At 46.1% G+C, this 16581-nt stretch carries 6 protein-coding genes; 1 reads left to right on the forward strand and 5 read right to left on the reverse strand.

Features of this window, described 5'->3' with window-relative positions:
* Positions 1-183: 183 nt before the first annotated feature.
* Positions 184-11259, forward strand: a complete 11076-nt coding sequence (locus MKX46_RS12750) for a DUF7507 domain-containing protein (protein WP_341071288.1) — start codon at positions 184-186, stop codon at positions 11257-11259.
* Positions 11260-11417: 158 nt separating this feature from the next.
* Here the strand turns inward: MKX46_RS12750 and MKX46_RS12755 are convergent, their stop codons facing one another.
* From MKX46_RS12755 to MKX46_RS12775, 5 genes are all read right to left on the reverse strand, one after another.
* On the reverse strand, positions 11418-11615 hold the full coding sequence (locus MKX46_RS12755) for a cold shock domain-containing protein (RefSeq protein ID WP_013312263.1): 198 nt from the start codon (positions 11613-11615) through the stop codon (positions 11418-11420).
* Positions 11616-11875: 260 nt separating this feature from the next.
* The gene (locus MKX46_RS12760) at positions 11876-12964 is read right to left on the reverse strand and encodes a hypothetical protein (RefSeq protein ID WP_340933380.1); all 1089 of its coding nucleotides are present in this window, start codon (positions 12962-12964) and stop codon (positions 11876-11878) included.
* Positions 12965-13099: 135 nt separating this feature from the next.
* Complete coding sequence (locus MKX46_RS12765; RefSeq protein WP_340933382.1) at positions 13100-13825, reverse strand: GNAT family N-acetyltransferase; 726 nt, start codon at positions 13823-13825, stop codon at positions 13100-13102.
* A complete protein-coding gene (gene rffA / locus MKX46_RS12770; RefSeq protein WP_340933384.1) occupies positions 13826-14971 on the reverse strand; it encodes a dTDP-4-amino-4,6-dideoxygalactose transaminase in 1146 nt (381 codons plus the stop codon).
* A 45-nt stretch (positions 14972-15016) separates the two neighbouring features.
* Positions 15017-16567 carry a glycosyltransferase gene (locus MKX46_RS12775; protein WP_341071289.1) on the reverse strand — a complete coding sequence of 517 codons (1551 nt, stop codon included), beginning with the start codon at positions 16565-16567 and terminating at the stop codon, positions 15017-15019.
* Between the last annotated feature and the right edge of the window lie 14 nt (positions 16568-16581).

The following is a 16581-nucleotide window of genomic DNA, read 5'->3' on the forward strand; positions in this document are numbered from 1 at the left end:
TATCGAAAAAGGGGGTGTCCCTTTCCCGCTGGACAGGTACATGGACTTGTGCGGTATGCAAGGCCTGGTTACAACCCAGACAATTTATACGAAAGGATTATTACACCCAGCCTAGCTGGCTCTTCCTATACGGAGATCTCAAGATAACAGATTTGGAAGAGATGGAAAGTAGGAAGCTAATCCATGGCTTTTATTCAGCGTTACGTAACGAACCAGACGGGGGCTGTCACCTTTATAGGGAATACACTTGGGCTGGCACGTTCTAATTCGGTAGGAGTGCCGGGAACAGCGACCAGCATTGGCGCTTTCATCACAACCAATACAGCCTCTCGCTTCGGCACGTATCCATTTGGCACGACTTCTAGCTTTACCAGTAACTCATCGACAGCATTCCTTGTGCTCCCTGCGGGCAGTACAGTGCTGTATGCTGAGCTTATTTGGGGAGGAAGTTATGCCAACGGCAGCACCAATGTATTGTCCAGCGCCAGTAACCCGGTCACATTTCAGACACCTGCTTTATCTACCACGGTCAGCCCTGAATCTGCAACATCAGTCAACGTCACCAGTATCAGTACCTATGTGAGAACAGCGAATGTCACAAATCTGGTCATTCAAGGCGGCGCAGGGGCATACACGGTCGGAAATGTGACGGGCACCATCACGGTTCCTGATTCCACCAATACCAACCATGCCGGCTGGACGCTCGCTGTGGTGTACAATAACCCATCTCTGCCCTTCCGTAACCTGTCGCTGCGTGTAGGCGGTGAGGGGGTCAGCAGTGCTACTGGCTCAGTCAACGTTGTAGTGAGTGGCTTTGCCACGCCCGTACAGGGGACTTTGCGCGGTAGGGCGCTGATTAGCGCCCAAGAAGGTGACGTGGACATTACTGGTGACCGTGCGTTGTTTGGACCTACCACATCCAGTTTGACTGCGCTGTCTGGGCCTAATAATTTTTCAACTAATTTTTTCGCTTCCCAAATAAATGGAGACGACGGTACATTGGTCACGACCGGGACCTTCGGAACAACTAATGCCGTAAATGGCTCACCTGGAACGCAGGTGACAGGCGGACGGCAAGGCTGGGACATTACCAATGTCGATATTTCCTCCACGCTACTCAACAGCCAGACCACGGGTGTCCTTCAGCTGACAACCAATGGCGATATTTACACTGTAAATGCCAACGCCATTCAAATTGATATCAATGCTCCGCTGGTGACTCTGACCAAAACGGCCAGCTCTACGGGCTTGGTTATTGGCGATACAGTGACCTATACGGTTAACATTTCGAATACGGGGCTCGTTAGTGCTTCCAACACAGTACTTACCGATACCATACCAGCCGGGGCTACCTTCGTACCCGGCAGTGTTGTTGTCGCGGGCACAGCCCAGCCAACAGCTAATCCCACTACAGGTATCACAGTGGGTAGTGTAGCTCCTGCTTCCACGGTGACCATTACATTCCGGGCAACCGTCACTTCATTGCCAGCAAACACCCAGCTGGGCAATCAAGCATCAGCATCCTTTTCCTTCCAAACCGTACCTGGAGGACCTGTCATTTCCGGCAACGTTCCGTCCAACACTGCGAGCACACCGATCTACCAGCCTGTCATCGGGATTGTTAAAAGTGCCAATACAACGGCTGCTACAGTTGGAGATACGATTACGTACACGTTTCAGATATCCAACACGGGCAGCATTGCTGCAAATCTCAGCTTTTCGGAGAGCATTCCCACCGGATCATCCTTCATAGCCGGTAGTGTGACCATTGGCGGTTCTTCCGTGCCTGCTGCCAATCCCGCTACTGGCTTTTCAGTAGGAACAATTAATACAGGTGCTACTATACCCGTGACCTTCCAGACTCTCGTCAACGCGGTTCCCGCCTCTGGTAATTTGACCGATCAGGCGGCTTACACGTATACCTTCACACCGCCTGACGGACGTGTATTGAACGGAAGTGGGACGTCCAACACGCTCACCATTCCCGTATCCTCACCAAATGTGACCGTGACAAAAACATCTTCCCTGGCGGCAGCCGCAGTCGGAGAGACTGTTCAATTTACCATAACCGCCACAAACAACGGAATCGCCAATGTGACCAATATAGTCATTACCGATCCGCTGCCAAGCGGAGTTGCCTTTGTACCTGGTAGCGTCACCGTGAACGGAACTGCCTCTGCGAGTGCTACACCTGTGAACGGCATTCCGATCGGCACTTTAGCTCCAGGCGCATCGGTTACGGTTGTATTCCGGGCAGCCATTAATTCTCTGCCTTCTCCTGCACAGATCAACAATCGTGCAACTGTCAGCTTCACTTCCGGGGCCTTTACCGGATCATCTTTGTCCAATCTTGTAACCATACCAGTCGTTATTGCAGCCCCGACGATTACCAAGAGCGCAAGCTCCAACCGTGCCAGCGTTGGTGGAATAATTACTTATTCATTTCTCATCGCTAATACCGGAACAGCCGTATTAAACACGACCTTGACGGAAACCGTACCGACAGGCTCCACCTTTATTCCCGGAAGCGTCATTGTCGGCGGATCCTCAGTGCCAGGCGCCAATCCTAATACGGGAATTTCAGTGGGCACCGTAAACCCTGGTGCACAAATTACAGTCTCATTCCGGACGACAGTAGATTCCCTACCACCCGGGGGTGGATTAAACGATCAGGGCCTGCTCCAATATTCATATCAGTTGCAAGACGGAAGAACCCTCTCGGGCTCGCTTTTTTCCAATATTGTTTCCGTATCGATTTCGCTTCCCAACGTAGCCGTAACCAAGTCTGCGGGATTCACATCCGTTAGTGTTGGCGAAACGCTGACCTACAGCGTGAACGCCGTTAATAACGGAATTGACCCCATCACAAACACCGTGATTACCGATCCACTCCCCGGCAGCGTGTCATTTGTACCCGGAAGCGTAACCGTCGGTGGTTCACCTGTGAGCACAGTCGATCCAAGAAGTGGCATTCCAGTCGGTACCATTGGCGCAGGCGCATCCGTGCAGGTGTCCTATGCCGTGCTAGTCAACGCCGTTCCGTCCGTACAGCCGCTGCAAAACACAGCCAGTGTCAGCTTCACCAGCGGTGCTTTTACCGGAACATCCCAGACGAATACCGTCTCTGTGCCGGTTTATCAGCCTCGTATCAGTGTGGTCAAATCTGCAAATACAACAGTAGCTACGATAGGCGACACAATTCTGTATACATTGTTGGTCGCGAACAACGGTAACTATAATGCTTCTGTAACGCTGACAGATGTTATTCCTGCCGGTTCCACATTTATGGAGAACAGCGTAGTAATCAATGGTGTTAGTCAGCCTGGAGCCAGTCCAGCAGCAGGCATTTTCATCGGAACCGTGTCGCCGCAAAGCCCTATCACACTGACATTCCAAACCGTAGTAGCCTCTCTTCCAACACCATCTCAACTGACAGACCAGGCCACCGCCGCCATTTCCTTTACGTTGCCTGATGGGCGGGTGCGAACAGATAGCACATCGTCCAACGTGCTATCCATTCCTGTGTCTGCGCCGAATGTGTCCATTTCGAAGACTGCAAACCGTTTCACCGCCATTCCAGGTGATTCGGTATTATACACCCTGACCGTACTTAACAACGGAATCCAGACCGTGAACAATGTGGTCGTTTCCGATCCTATCCCGGCCGGCTCTCAATTCACTGCGGGTAGCGTAACGCTGAATGGCTCCACAATAGCCAGTGGAGATCCTTCTTTAGGTATCGTAATTGGGAGCATTGCCGCTGGAGGGGGAGCTACGATCACCTTCAGGGTAACGGTATCCTCTCCATTACCAAGTCCACCGCAGCTCACCAATCAATCGCGTGTCAGCTACACGAGCGGTGCTTTTTCCGGCGTGTCAGTATCTAACCCGGTGACAGTAGCCGTCAATGCTCCAGTGCTAACTGTAAGTAAAACTGCTGACCTCCTACGGGCAACAGTTGGCGATATCGTAACGTATTCCGTGGCGGTAACCAACCATGGTAACATAGCTGCTGCTGCCACATTGACAGACAATATTCCCGCAGGCTCAGCACTGGTACCGAACAGTGTGGTCGTCAGCGGTGTTCCTATTCCTGGTACCAGTCCCGAAGCAGGTCTGTCTATTGGCTCCATTGCACCTGGAGCCGTAACTCAAACAACTTTTCAGGTGGTGATTACTTCCGTGCCTTTACCTCCCCAACTCACCGACCAGGCGAATATCAGTTTTTCCTTTCAACCGCCGGATGGCCGGATTGTTAACGGCAATGTTTCGTCCAATATTGTCACAATTCCTGTATCGTCACCCAATGTGCAGGTCAGTAAAAGCACCTCGGCAACTGATGCCGTTCCTGGTGATACGATAACCTATACTATTACAGCTACCAATAGTGGCATCGAAATCATAACAGATGTTCGTGTGACCGATACCATTCCGACAGGCTCCTCTTTTGTTCCTGGCTCCGTTATCGTAAATGGAACAACGCTGCCGTCAGCAAGCCCCTTAACGGGGATTCCAATTGGCTCCATCGCTGCTGGAGCGTCAACAACCGTTACCTTTTCCGTGTCTGTCAACAGCCTGCCTGACCCACCTCAGCTGAGTGATCAGGCTACAGTTTCTTTTACCAGCGGTACACTGAACTTCACATCACTCTCCAACACCGTTGTCGTCCCTGTTTACCAGCCTATTATCAGTCTTCTTAAAACCGCAAATACGAGTCAAGCAACGGTAGGCGACACCGTAGTCTATACACTCACTGCCCAAAATACAGGTAATCTAGCAGCAACCGCCACCTTCACCGATGCCATTCCATCTGGTTCCTCCTTTATACCGAATAGCGTCACCGTGAACGGTCTGCCTGTTGCTGGAGCCAATCCCCAATCAGGGGTAATAGTCGGAAACATTGCAGCGGGGGCTTCTGTTTCTCTTACCTTTCAAGTGGTCATTAACGCTGTCCCCACTGGCCTGGGCCTGTTAAATCAAGGTTCGGCCACATTCACTTTCCAGCCACCTGACGGTCGCACATTAAACGGAAGCGTCCAATCCAATCCGGTGTTTATTCCTGTATCCAATCCAGATGTCACCGTGACCAAAACAGTCAATCAGACTTCTGTAGCCTTTGGAGACACCATTACGTACACCATTACCGCAGCAAACGGAGGCATTGAACCTGTAACAGGGACGGTCTTTATCGACCCGATAGCTGATGGCACTACTTTTATACCTAACTCCGTACAAGTCAACGGTATCACTATACCAGGAGCCAACATTGCTACAGGTGTGTCCGTAGGCACTGTTCCAGCTGGCAGCTCAGCAACGGTTACCTTCCAGGCCACAGTAACATCCTTGCCAGCATCAGGTTTGTCAACAGATCAGGCAACGGTATCCTTTAATTCCGGGGCTTTTGCAGGTCAATCCGTCTCGAATCAAGTCAGCCTGCCTGTATTACAGCCGATCTTGAATGTGACCAATACCCTCAGTGCGGATCGTGCTACCGTAGGGAATACACTAGGTTTTTTCATCACTGTAACCAATACCGGCAACGCGCCTGCAGAAACGGTCGTGCTTGATCTGTTATCCAGCTCGCTTAGCCTGAATCAAAATAGCGTATTGGTCAACGGTGCGCCCATTCCCGGAGCGGACCCTATTACAGGCATCAATATCGGTTCAATCGCACCAGGCGCGACGGTAACCGTCTCGTTTAGCGCCGTGGTCATATCAGTACCACCTGGCTCTATACTGACCAACCAGGCCACTGTGAACTACACGTTCCAATTGCCAGATGGACGAACGTTGACTGGAAGCGGAGCAGCCCTGCCTGTATCCATTCCAATCTCGTCACCGAATGTAACAGTCACAAAGGCAGCCGAGGTGGCTGTCGCTGTCGTGGGCGATTCTGTCCCATATGTCATAACTGCGTTCAATAACGGACTCGATCCGGTTACTAGCGTAATCGTTACGGACACCATTCCTTTCGGAACCGCCTTTGTCCCAGGCAGCGTTACAATTAATGGTACTCCTGTTGTTACAGCCAACCCACAAAATGGCATTCCTGTCGGAACGCTTGGAGCTGGTGGCGGAGCCACGATTCGCTTTTTGCTTAACGTACAATCCCTGCCGACACCGGCGTCCATCACTAATGAAGCAACCGTCAGCTTTACTTCAGGTGCATTTAATGGATTTTCGGTATCCAATCCCGTTACCATCCCTGTGTATCAACCGATCGTCACTGTAACTAAAAGCGCGGGAGCGGGAAGAGCTACAGTTGGAGATACTGTAACCTATACATTCTCCGTTACGAACTCTGGAAACATCGGTGCAGATACCGTACTTAGTGATCCCATCCCGGCAGGGGCTGCTTTTATACCTAATAGTGTAGTGATCAATGGCACCGCCGCACCTGGTTCAGATCCAAGTGTTGGGATTCCATTAGGTATCATAGGTGCAGCTACGACCGTTACTCTGACCTTTCAGACAGTCATTACCTCACTGCCCGCATCAGGTACATTGGTCAATCAGGCGACCGCAGCTTACAGCTATCAACCTCCAGATGGTCGTGTCCTGACTGGAAGTGCAGTATCTCCGTCCGTGACCGTCTCGGTCTCTTCGCCGGATGTGGACGTTACCAAAACAGCCTCTGCTACGGATGCCGTAGTCGGAGATACCATTACGTATACTGTCGTCGCTACGAATAACGGAATCAGTCAAGTCGTCAATGCCGTTGTATCTGATCAGCTGCCGCCCGGCACCAGCTTTGTTTCTGGCAGTGTAACCGTGAATGGCACATCTGTACCTACTGCATCACCAAGCTCAGGTATCCCTGTTGGCACCATTGCAGTAGGTGGCTCGGCAGCCGTTACATTCCAGGTCTCCGTCGTTAGTCTGCCGCAGCCGCCGCAAATAACTAATCAAGCAACCGTCAGCTTTACTTCGGGCGCGTTGACCTCGTCTTCGCAATCCGATCCGGTGACCTTGCCTGTTTATCAGCCAATCATCGGCCTGACCAAAACCGTCAACACCGTCAACACACAAATCGGCTCAACATTGGTCTATACCCTGACACTCACCAATACCGGAAATATTGCCGTTATACCTGTGCTTTCGGATAACATTCCTACTGGCTCTGAGCTACTGCCTAACAGCGTAGTCGTTAATGGCATCCTTGTACCAGGAGCTTCGCCAGTTACAGGCATAACGCTCGGATCACTAGCCCCTTCAGGCAGTATTACATTGAGCTTCCAAACCATCGTTTCGTCTCTGCCAGTTCCGCCTATATTAACCGACCAAGGGCAAGCGAATTTTACGTACTCACCGCCAGATGGTAGGGTGCTGAGTGGTTCCGTCACATCCAATACAGTCAATGTTGCTGTGTCTGCACCTAATATTCAGGTGACGAAAACATCCAGTCTGGCAGCCGCTGTAGTCGGAGATACGATCAGATATACACTGAGCATCACGAATAGCGGTGTGGATTCAGTCACAGATACTGTCGTGACCGATACAATTCCTGCAGGTACCTCCTTCGTTCCGGGCAGTGTCCTCATCGACGGAGTAGCCTTCCCTAATGCCTCTCCGATTGCTGGAATTGCCATTGGAAACGTCGCACCTGGAAATACATTCGTCGTCAGTTTCCAAACGACTGTCCAGTCTTTGCCGCAACCACCCCTGCTCACAGATATTGCAGCCGTCACGTTTACTAGCGGAACGTTCACTGGCACTGCCTTTTCCGATCCACTCATCGTACCTGTGTTCCAACCGCTAATTGCAATTACTAAAGCATCCAGCACTCTTAACGCCTCCGTCGGCGATACACTGACGTACACGATTACGGCCGTAAATAGCGGCAATATTGCAGCAGCACTTACCATCAGCGATAACATCCCAGCCGGATCGACTTTCCTTGCCAACAGTGTCAGCATTGCTGGCAGTCCGCAACCTGGATTGTCCATCGAAACTGGCGTTCCCGTTGGATCCGTGTTGCCAGGCGGAACGGTATCCGTAACGTTCCAAACCGTTATCAATACTCTGCCTAATCCACAGGTACTGGTCGATCAGGCATCAGGTTCATTCACTTTCCAACCACCAGATGGCAGAACAGTATCCGGATCTGCGGTATCCAACACAGTTAGTATCTCTGTATCCTCACCAGATGTGAGCATTGTCAAAGGAACAGCAGCTACAGACGCCATTGTCGGCGATATCATCACCTATACCTTGGCCGTTTCCAACAATGGAATCAGTACCGCCAATAATATAGTGGTTTCAGATATCATTGCAGCAGGAAGCTCCTTTGTGAATGGCAGTGTTACTGTAAATGGAACCTCCTTCCCTGATGGAAATCCTGGATTTGGTATTGCCATCGGTACGCTCGCTCCAGGAGCTGTTACTACCGTTACGTTCCAGGCTCGAGTTGATTTCTTGCCCACATCGGCACAATTAACCAATCAGGCATCCGTTAGCTTTACCAGCGGGGCATTTACTGGCAGTTCAACATCTAATGTGGTAACTATTCCAGTCTTCCAGCCGATCCTGACAGCAGTCAAAACAAGCAATACTAATAATGCCACCGTCGGAGACATCATCACTTATACGATTGTCGTATCCAACACGGGTAACATTGCAGCCTCAACTACGGTAAGCGACAATATTCCAGACGGCTCTGTATTCCTTCCCAACACCGTCTCGATTAATGGCATTGCAGCTCCCGGTGCAAGCCCGGTTTCCGGCATCCCGACTCCAGCCATACCACCAGGACAATCGGCAACTGTCACTTTCCAAGTGCTGGTATCTTCCATCCCTGCAACCGTACTGCTGGTTGATCAGGCCGAGGTAGACTATCGCTTTAATGCACCAAATGGGCGAGAGGCAGGCGGTTTCCGTTTATCCAACATTGTTGAGGTTGCCGTGTCACCGCTAGACATCACATTAAGTAAAAGCGTAAGCTCACCTTTCGCCACTACTGGCGAAACCTTGACGTATGAACTCGTGATCTTCAACGAGGATACAAATACCGTGCAAGATGCCCGTTTGCTGGATATTTTGCCAGAAGACATCGAGTTTATTACAGGTTCAGTTCAGATTAATGGATCTACGGTAACAGAAAGCGATCCCGGCACCGGTATACCTTTGCCACCGTTAGAAGCGAATTCCAAGACTGTCATATCCTTTGATGTCCGTATCACAGCGACAGAACAGCCAGGACCACGTACGAATCAGGCACGCTTGTTACTCTCAAATGGTGAAGAAGCGAGTGCCGTTTTGTCCAATGCTGTCACCATTGCCTTACTTCAGCCTGTAGTGAAACTGACGAAAATAGCCAGCACGGAGAGCGTACAGCCAGGTCAAAGCATCACCTATTCCATCATTGCAGAAAATACTGGGAATATCGGTGCATTTGGCTTGTTAACGGACTCACTGCCATCGGAGCTTTCTTTTGTTTCTGGCTCTGTTTCGGTTAATGGAATCCCTCAATATGGCGTCAGTCCAGGGCAAGGCATTGCCCTAGGCACTATCGCACCAGGAGAAAAGACGACTACCCTCTTCTCCGCGCTTGTCGTTCGTGCCTCCGAGTCTGGCACACTGGTGAATCAAGCTTCGCTGGCTTACTCCTACCAGCTGCCGGACGGACGAAGCACGAATCTGGTAACTGCTTCACCTTCTGTCTCGGTTAAAGTAGCCCCTACTGCTAAAGGAGCCTTGTCAGCCGTGCTACGCACAACAGTGTCTACTGTCGCATTAGGCGATGCTGTGCCTTATCAGTTGACTCTTGTTAATGATGGAGGCTCGGTCATTACCGATGTAGTGTTAGCCGATTACGTACCGAATGGAACCATCATAAACCCGAGTAGCTTGAGAATTAGCGGTTCTCCACCTGCTTCTAGCAAGCCGGGTGAACCATTATTTATCGGCAGCTTGCAGGCAGGACAGACAATTGATGTATCCTACAGCGTGAACGTTCAGTCTCTGCCTCTCGGAGGACGTCTAAACAATAGCGTGCGGCTTCAATATGCTGGCAGTGACGGTGCTAGCGAGGTTACCAGCAATACCGTGACTATAGCTGTTTTCGATCCACAGCTTGCCGCAAGTATCTCCACGGAAAATACGGAGGCCATCGCAGGAGAAAGTCTTACCTATACGGTACTGCTCAACAACTTCGGCAACGTAACATCCGAAGTTACACTGCAAAATTTCATTCCTGCCGGGACTCTGTTGATTCCTGACAGCATACAGTTGAACGGTCAATCACTGTCGGGAGCCGATCCAACTATCGGTGTTAGCCTAGGGTATGTGGAACCAGGACAGTCATTGACATTGACTTATCAAGTGACCGTATCGGAGACGCCTCCATCTGGCTACATCGTAAATCAAGCTGCCTTTGCCTACTCGTTTACGCTACCTGGAGGAAGAGTCGTATCAGGGACATTGACTACCAAAGCCGTTACGATCCCAATTGTATCCCCACTGCTCGAATTAGTTAAAAAGGTGAACACCACAGATGCCTCTGTAGGCGACACACTCACCTTCACCATTCAGATTACTAACAAAGGGGGGATCTCTGCACAATATCCGTTGTTCACGGACCCGTTGCCGCATGGACTCATTTATGTACCCAACAGCCTAACTATCCAAGAAAAAGCACAGCCAGGTGCTAATCCCGCCGCAGGTATCACGCTCCCGGATATTGCACCAGGGGAGACGCTCACCCTTACGCTTCAGACGCAAATTCGTGAAGCACCTGCGGATGGAACATTCAGCAACCAGGCCATCATCGAATATACCTCACGTCGTAGTGGAGGAGAGACCATCCAGGAAACCTCCCAGACCAACACCGTTGGCGTGACCGTTATTGCAGCCATTCCTAAACTCACGCTTAGCTCCAGCGCTCTGCGTGTCGGCCAAGAAGATACCCTGTCTTTCACCGTCCATGTGGAAAACATCGGCAATACCCCGCTGGAAGAGCTCTTGCTCACTGCACCATTTGCAGCCGAAGATTTCATTTTGCTGCGAACGGTCACCGTGAATTCTGTGCCGCTTCCGCATCCTAACCTGCTCCAAGATATACCGTTAGGTCGGCTTGACCCAGACCACAAAGCCGTCATCGTATTCTCTTTCGACATCGAATCTGCGCTCCGTGCGTATCTGATCGCCCAAGTTATTCTGCGCTATCAATTCCGTTATCCAGACGGAAGCGTAGAGAATCAATCTGCCTCCTCCAATACCATTTTTGTGGAGATGGCTGACTTTGATGGTTCTCTAGAGTAAAAGTTCTATTGTGTTGAGCTCCTTACCACTGGGTAAGGGGCTTTTTTATGTAATTAGAAAACATAAAAAAGCCCTGGAATAAATTCCAGGGCAGTGCTAGCGCGTTATCCATTGCTAACCATCTTACCAATTATGTAGGTCGGCTATGCCGGGGATGATTATAATTTGGTTACGTTAGCGGCTTGTGGTCCACGTGCGCCTTCGACAATGTCGAACTCCACGTCTTGTCCTTCTTCAAGTGTTTTGAAGCCTTCTGTTTGAATTGCGGAAAAATGTACAAATACGTCGCCGCCGTCAGATGTTTCAATGAAACCATAACCTTTTTCTGCGTTAAACCATTTTACTTTACCTTGCATGCACTAACATTCCCTTCGTCATCAAATGAAGTGAAGCTCTCGCCCACATTTCCGACTATACCACCCAAAGTTATCCATTGTCAATTGGAATTGATAATGTTTTCATTCATAGTTATTCCAATTTTACAAAGCAATCTATTTCTATAGATTGAAATGGTATATTAAGCAAAGAGTTTACTATACAAGTATAGTAAACTCTTTGTAAATGTTTGAAACCCCTAGGGAAAAAACATTGAAAATTTTTCTTATTTCTTTTTTACTTAATTATAGTAAACTACCGTTGGCTGGGGCTCAATTCCTTTTGCATAGTAGTAATTCAAGTTACTTACAAAATCAATTACTTTCTTTGTATCCAGATCGTACACAAGAATGTCTGGATCTCCAGCCATATCAATAATATCTAGACGTCTCGGCGTAGTTCTGCCACTGGTGTCAACAAAAGAGGAACTGTGATATGGTGGATTGCCAGAACTATATGCAGATTCAAAATAGGTAAAAAGCGTGTCAGCATTTAGAACAATCAAAACAGCATTATCTGAGCTTGCATAATTTGAGGTATACTTCACAGGCGTAGTGATACTTTTAATCCGAACATCTGATACATTATGACTTCTTGAAGAATAACTGCCACCACTGGAGAAGTTGAATTCTCTTGACCATTCCAAATTCGGGTTTGCCACCGTTGTATTGGCAATTTGGGTCCCATTCACCTTAATATCTCCATTTGGATACTCAATGACCGTATATAACAAATTGTTCGAGTAAGATGTTAGCTTGGCCGTCTTACCATTAATCGGTGTATCCGCTGGCGAGGCCGCATTCATGTGGATACTATAGCTTTCACCTACCGTTCCTGTGGAAGTAACACGAAGTCCCCAGTCCCCTGCTTTTAAGTCTGTAGCAAACTTCAATTCAGAGGCCTTTCCTCCAAAACCCGTCAAACTTGCTGTTCCCGTGCTCCAATCAATCGAATACAAATCAAATCTATAATTGGGATTACTGGATTTGATCTGAGCCAGAATGCTTCTATCCGTAGGTACGTTAAAGAACCAAAAATCTGTTGGATCAGCTGTCGTTAATGAATCTTCGAAACTCATGAGGTCACCGTTCACATTAAAATTAGACATTAATGAAACACGATGATTGTTCACTTTAAGAGTCTCACCATATACAGCCTCAGTCGTGCTGGTAGGTTCCAGCGTTTGAGTCGTATTAAGCGAAAGTGACGTAGCCATATCCTTCGCCGTTGAACTTGATGAGTTAGCCTCAACTGAGGCTGGAGCTACTGACATACTACTTAAAACTAAAATGACTAATAAAATTCCAGAAAGATATTTTCCCCGTTTCATAAACATCATCCCTTCTCAGAATACTTAAAATTATTCATAGATTGAAATTAATTCCTATGGATGATGTACTAATTCTATAAAATACTTAATTATCCTTTATTCTAAGGTTTCGTCTTAGACTATCTTACATTGAATCTATGAACGAGCATTGATCAGCACCCTCGTCCAATAATACCAACTTTCCATTTTTTGAATTCTGTAACCACACTTTATATATAAATTTAATGCACTATAATTTCGACCTTGTGTTGAAACTACTAGTTGTTCAATCGGCCTACTTTCAAGAAACACCTTTAATTCTGTTAATAATTTCGTACCTATTCCATTGCTTTGATGTTTCAAATCAATTCCCAAAAGACCGATCCTTGCCTTTCTATCTATTAAATCTTCTTTAATTGTCACGAATCCAATAATTTCTTCATTTAATTTAATGACAAGACAATAGTCATCGAACGCACCCGTAATAGACTTTTTCACCCATAGTTTATATAACTCATCCACTTTCCCTTTATCAAAAAGATGTGGATAACAAGAATATCTACTATCTTTAAATAATCCAGTCATCATATTTTGTAAAATAGAAAAGTCATGCTCCGTAGCTAATACGAGAGAACTTTTACTTTGTACGTTAGTTTCAATTGTAGTCTCAAATGTCACTTTAGTATCCGCTATATGGAAATTTTCATTTTCGAGAAAATGAATGGTCGTTATATCATCAATTTTACAAAGTGCTTGTATAAAATCTAATTGATTCTTTTCTATAACGTGTTGAAAATATGAGCTTGAAACTGGGGAAGTATTAGCAATCTCCGCCATATTCATAGCAAAAAAAATAGAATCCCAATGCAAAAGCCTCAGCATCTAACCCCTCCAACTATACTGTCGAAAAAAGTCGAATATACATTCTACAATCTTATTTATGTCTGACTCTTTTATATTGAAATAGAGAGGTAATCTAATTAAACGCTCGCTCTCTCTAGTTGTATAGACATCCTCACCGGTAAAAGAACTATGCTTTAATCCTGCCTCGGAACTATGAAGCGGCACATAATGAAAAACAGCCATGATTTCATGTCTTCTCAAAAAATTTAATAGTTCGGTTCTTATTTCTAAATCTCTTACTTTAATATAAAACATATGAGCATTATGGGTAATATTAAAAGGTATACATGGTAAGTCGATTAAATTTAATTCACTCAAAGGTTGTAATAGATTAAAATATAAATTCCAGCTAACCAATCTATTTTTTGTAATCATTTCTGAGGCTTCAAGTTGTGCCATTAAAAATGCAGTGTTTAGTTCACTAGGGAGGTAGGAAGAACCTATGTCAACCCAAGTATACTTATCTACCTGGCCTCTAAAAAATTTAGATCTGTTTGTCCCTTTCTCACGTATTATTTCAGCCTTTTCCATAAATGTTTCATCATTAACTAACAAAGCGCCACCTTCCCCGCAATGTACATTCTTGGTTTCGTGAAAGCTGATACATCCTAAGTGACCAAGGGTGCCAAGTTTCCTTCCTTTATATTCACTAAGAATTCCTTGTGCTGCATCCTCTACAACTGCCAACTTGTATCTATTCGCCAACTCTAAAATTTTATCCATATCACAAGCTACTCCAGCATAATGCACTGGGACAATTGCTTTTGTTTTATTAGTGATCGCATCTTCTATAAGATCTTCATTGATATTCATAGTATCAGGTCGAATATCCACGAATACAATCTTAGCTCCTCTTAAAACAAAGGCATTGGCAGTGGATACGAATGTATAAGAAGGCATGATAATTTCATCACCCTGTTGGATATCCAAGAGAATAGCAGCCATCTCCAGAGCATGTGTGCAAGAAGTCGTTATTAATGTTTTTTTCACATCAAAAATTCTTTCAAACCAGTTTGCACATAAACGCGTAAATTCTCCATCCCCCGAAAGATGTCCACTAGAAAATGACTTTTCGACATACTCTCCTTCTTTACCTACGATTGCTGGTACATTGAAATTTATCATTATCATCTCTCATTTCAGCAAATTATGTGGTGAAGCCCATGCAGCCTAATAAAAGTGTGGTGATTTAGTCATAGACTCTATGATCTCTCTCATAACCTTTTCACTATCAAAAATTTCATTCGCCCTGTTTATAGCTATAGATCTTTCGCGTTCCCTAAACACAGGATTATCCCAATTTTTTATAAATGTCTTCACATCTTCAAAACTGTCAATATGATAGTGCTCTCCTGCTGTATGAGCAACATCTCCGAAAGCATATGTAAAAACGGGTAGCCCTTGCCGCAAAGCAATGGCAGCAGACGTACCGCCTCCAGATCGAAATGTGTTTAAATACGCGTCACACACTTCATAAACAGCGGCTAAGTCCCTTTGAACTCCGACATGGACAGATTGTTTTTCAAGAGTGACATACTGATTCGTTATCTTTTTATAATTTTCAAGTTCTCCTATAAACATAATGCGGGTATGATCATTACATCTCAATAGATCATCTAGTTCTGTTAAAAAAGAATCGTCTAGCTCCGTATCAAGGCGATTACCTACCACGGCCAATACAAAATTATCCTCAGCTAACCCCCAATACTCTCTATGCATTTTAGTCTGTGGAGGCGTATATTTATAAGTAAATACACTCTCAATAACGGATTCCCGAGACCTATTTAATTCTTCTAGCGTGTTCAAATCTGCTTGGTTTATTTTTCTGGGCAAAATTGAAAATGTGCTCTCGGAGATGGGAAGATCATAAGCCAATGGCAGAGTAATTACGGGCACAAAATTAGAGAATAGGTCGGAGCTTAGATTGGAGCCTGAGATGGATAAAACAAAGAGCGGCTTTAAATGCAATATCATTTTCATAAGTTCCATTATTTGACTGCCATTTGGCATTTCTTTTCGACATTGAAAGAATGGAACACTTAAATTTTCATACATTAGCTTGTCAGTTTGATTGTATCCCTCAACATAGTTAGATAGGACAGCTCCGAAATAAGGCGTGGCTATAGAGCGGGGCATGTCTGCGGTATTGATAAGGAAAATATTTTTTTTGAGATTATATAAAGCTTTGCAATGATCTAACGCTACTTGTGTTGGGCTATGTAACATAGAAAGCACCTGTCCGGCTACAACAACTACAAGATCTTTGTTGCGTTCTTCATAAGGAATCCATTTCGCCTCGTTTGCAATTTGACTATTAAAATACTCAAAATATTTTCGATATATCCTTCTCAGTCTATTAGTGTTTTGCTCCGTTTTCAATTTAGGAGTAGTAAAAAGAAAGCTCGTAATTTGCCAGTAAACAAAATGAAGCACATCTATCCTTACTTCTTTTTCTATATATTCAAAAATATCATCTAAAAACTTCTGATCCTTTGTACATGTGAGTAGAAATGACGTTAAATATAGTCCCCAATTCTTATAATCTGATGTCATTTGTTCGATTTCAGTTACTATCTCTTGACGACTATTTGAATTTATATTTTCAAAGTTTTCATTTAATTTGGTTAGTTCATGATCTAGTAATTTGTATACTTCCACATTCGGCAATTTATCATTTGACAGTATTTTTTCTATTTCAAGTGTTGCCTCAGAGTAGCTCATTAGTAACCTCTTTT

Source organism: Paenibacillus sp. FSL P4-0113 (genome assembly GCF_038009305.1).
GTDB lineage: Bacteria > Bacillota > Bacilli > Paenibacillales > Paenibacillaceae > Paenibacillus > Paenibacillus polymyxa_D.